Below are 2,844 nucleotides of genomic sequence, written 5' to 3'. Positions count from 1 at the left end.
GGTGCGTGAGCCCACCACCAGGAAAAAGGCGTCCTGCATCTTGCGGTGCAGCCACACGATGCCGGTGAGGCCGCAGAACACCTCGCGCTGGCCACGTTCGCGCAGCACCGGTGCGTCGGAGCAGCGGGTATCGCTGGCAGAGGCGATGGGAATCATGTCGTCGCCCCGGTGGTGGCCGCCAACGCCGTGTGGGCGCCGCCCGCCTGCAGCCGCGCCGCCCGCAGCTTGAGCAGGAACTGCGTGGCGTTGATCGCGTAGCTGGCATAGGCCGCCAGGGCCAGCAGCATCAGGCCGCGGCTGCCCAGCCAGCCCTGGCCCAGCGCCAGCAGGTAGGCGGTGTGCAGCGCCAGCACCGCCATGCTGAACACGTCTTCCCAATAAAACGCGGGGGCGAACAGGTACTGGCCGAAGACCACCTTTTCCCACACGCAGCCGGTGACCATGATGGCGTAGAGCGTCAGCGTCTTGACCACCACCGAGACCGTGGCCGCCTGCTCGCCCTGGCCGGTGGCCAGGAAGCGCAACACCAGCACCAGGCTGGCCAGGAACACCAGGAACTGCAGCGGCGCCAGCACCCCTTGCACCAGGGTCCAGCCGCTCGCATCGCGGCGCCGCCGTTGCTCCGGGGTGTACAGCGGCGCGGTGCGGGGGAGTGACCGGGAAGGCATGCGGCGAATCTAGGCCTGTGCCGCCAGAGTGTCAATCCAGATTGACGTAATACGGGTCTGACACTACGCTGCAAGCAATGGGGTGGCCAGGGAAACGCGCTTGACGCGGGGTCGCTTCGGGTTGACAGTGGGTGCCGACCAGGCGCTTGCTTACCAACACGTTACAAGCCAGGCATCCCGGGCACCAACAGGTCCACTCGAAGCACCTGCTTCTCTTCGAGACCCGACGCGCTCGATCCCACGAGGAGACACGTGGTGCAGACGTACACGAGAAACCTGTTCGCGGCCGTCGCCGCGACGCGGGACGGCACGACGGCATTGAACTGGGGCGCAGTCGCGCACGAACCCGCCTCCAACGACGACGGCGCTGGCGCCGACCTCCCGCCCGGACCGGCGGACCGCGCGGCTTCGCTGCTGCGAACCATCGAGACGCAGATCATTCCGCGCCTGTTGATGGCCCACTGCCACGACGAAGTGCCGGCGCCCGACGCCGGCCGGCCGCTGCCCCGCGTCGGACCCGACGAGGTGGCGCTGCTGACCGACATCGTGCTGGGCCGTGCGCCCGGCAGTGCCGCCGCCTACCTGCGGTCCCGTCGCGGCGAGGGCCTGGACATCGAGAGCCTGTACCTGGAGCTGCTGGCGCCCACCGCGCAGCGGCTGGGCGCGCTCTGGGAGGCCGACCTCTGCGATTTCACCGAGGTGACGGTGGGCCTGTGGCGCCTGCAGCAGCTGGTCAACGAATACAGCGCCTCCTTCCAGCGCGGCGAAGGCGGTGCCAGCCGCCGCAGCGGCCACCGGGCGCTGCTGGCGCCGGTGCCGGGTTCGCAGCACAACTTCGGCCTGCTGATGGTGGTGGAGTTCTTCCGCCGCGCCGGCTGGGACGTGTGGGCCGACCCGGGCACCGACCTGCCCACGCTCAGCCAAGCCGTCTCCAGCGGCTGGTACGACCTGGTCGGGCTGTCGGTGGGCAGCGAGTGCCATGTGCCGCAGGTGGCATCGGCTATCCTCGCGTTACGCAAAGCCTCGTTGAATCCTGCGGTCGTCGTGATGGTTGGTGGGCCGGTGACAGGCTTGATGGACAACTTCGTCGATCTGGTGGGCGCCGATGCCACCGCCGGCGATGCCCGCACCGCGGTGGCTGAGGCGGAACGCCTCGTCGCCGCCGCCCGCTCTTCCAGTGCCTGACTTCCTCTTCCAACGCGCGCCCCGGCGCTACACCCAAGCCTCATGAACCTCGCAGGCGTGCCGAACGTGACCCCTTTCGACGCACCCGAGCAGTTGCTGGCGGACATCGACGCACGCGCCACCGCATCGCTCATCGCCGCGGCTGCCGATGTGGCCTTGGTGATTGACGATCAAGGTGTCATCCGCGACGTGTCCATCGGGCATGACGAGTTGGCGTACGAGGGCTGTGACGCCTGGGTGGGCCGCCACTGGCTGGAAACGGTGACGGTGGAAAGCCGCCCCAAGGTGTTGTCGCTGCTGCGCGAAGCGGCGGCCAACCATCAGGCGCAGACGCCGTGGCGCCAGCTCAACCATCCGCAGGCCGGTACCGCGGGCGTGCCGGTCATGTATTCGGCGCTGCAGTTCGGCGAACAGGGCCGGGTGGTGGCCGTGGGCCGCGACCTGCGCACCGTGTCGACGCTGCAGCAGCGGCTGGTCGATGCGCAGCAGACGATGGAGCGCGACTACCTGCGTCTGCGCCAAGCCGAGGCGCGCTACCGCCTGCTGTTCGACACCGTGAACGAGGCCTTGGTGGTGCTGGACGGCAGCGCCTTCACGGTGCTGGAGATCAATCCGGCCGCGGCGCGCCTGTTTGCCGACGGCCAGCGCCGCGTGGCCGGGCGGCCGCTGGCCGATGCGCTGGCACCGGCCAGCCGCCAGGCCGCGCTCGACCTGTTCGCCGCGGTACGCGCCACCGGCCGTGCCGACGACATCACCGTGCAGGCGGCCGACACCGGCCCGGCGCTGCAGATGTCGGCCACGCTGTTCAAGCAGGACGGCGCCTCGGTGGTGCTGGTGCGCCTGACCAGCCCGGCGGCCGAGGGCGGTGGGGCTGCCAGCGTGGCCCCGGCCGAGTCGGCGCTGCTGCGGGCGGTGGAAAGCGTGCCCGATGCCTTCGTGGTGACCGACCCGCAGGGCCGCGTGCTCACCGCCAACAGCGCCTTTGCCGAGT

3 protein-coding genes are annotated in these 2,844 nt (G+C 70.0%); 2 read left to right on the top strand and 1 reads right to left on the bottom strand.

Annotated features, from left to right (window positions below; all coding sequences use genetic code 11):
• Positions 1 to 152: 152 nt before the first annotated feature.
• Positions 153 to 668, bottom strand: coding sequence for a 2-vinyl bacteriochlorophyllide hydratase (gene bchF / locus ABNT58_RS28110; protein ID WP_348756672.1), 516 nt, complete (start codon positions 666 to 668; stop codon positions 153 to 155).
• 255 nt (positions 669 to 923) lie between these two features.
• On the opposite strand from bchF, the gene ABNT58_RS28105 reads away from it, so the two are divergent.
• Positions 924 to 1,853 (top strand): cobalamin-dependent protein, encoded by a 930-nt coding sequence (locus ABNT58_RS28105; protein ID WP_348756671.1) that lies wholly within the window; start codon positions 924 to 926, stop codon positions 1,851 to 1,853.
• A 42-nt stretch (positions 1,854 to 1,895) separates the two neighbouring features.
• On the top strand, positions 1,896 to 2,844 hold a 949-nt coding region (locus ABNT58_RS28100), incomplete at its 3' end, for a PAS domain-containing protein (protein WP_348756670.1).

Source organism: uncultured Aquincola sp. (assembly GCF_964001545.1).
Taxonomy (GTDB): domain Bacteria; phylum Pseudomonadota; class Gammaproteobacteria; order Burkholderiales; family Burkholderiaceae_C; genus Aquincola.
Note: the sequence above shows the minus strand (reverse complement) of the source record. Positions and strands in the feature narration are given on the sequence as shown.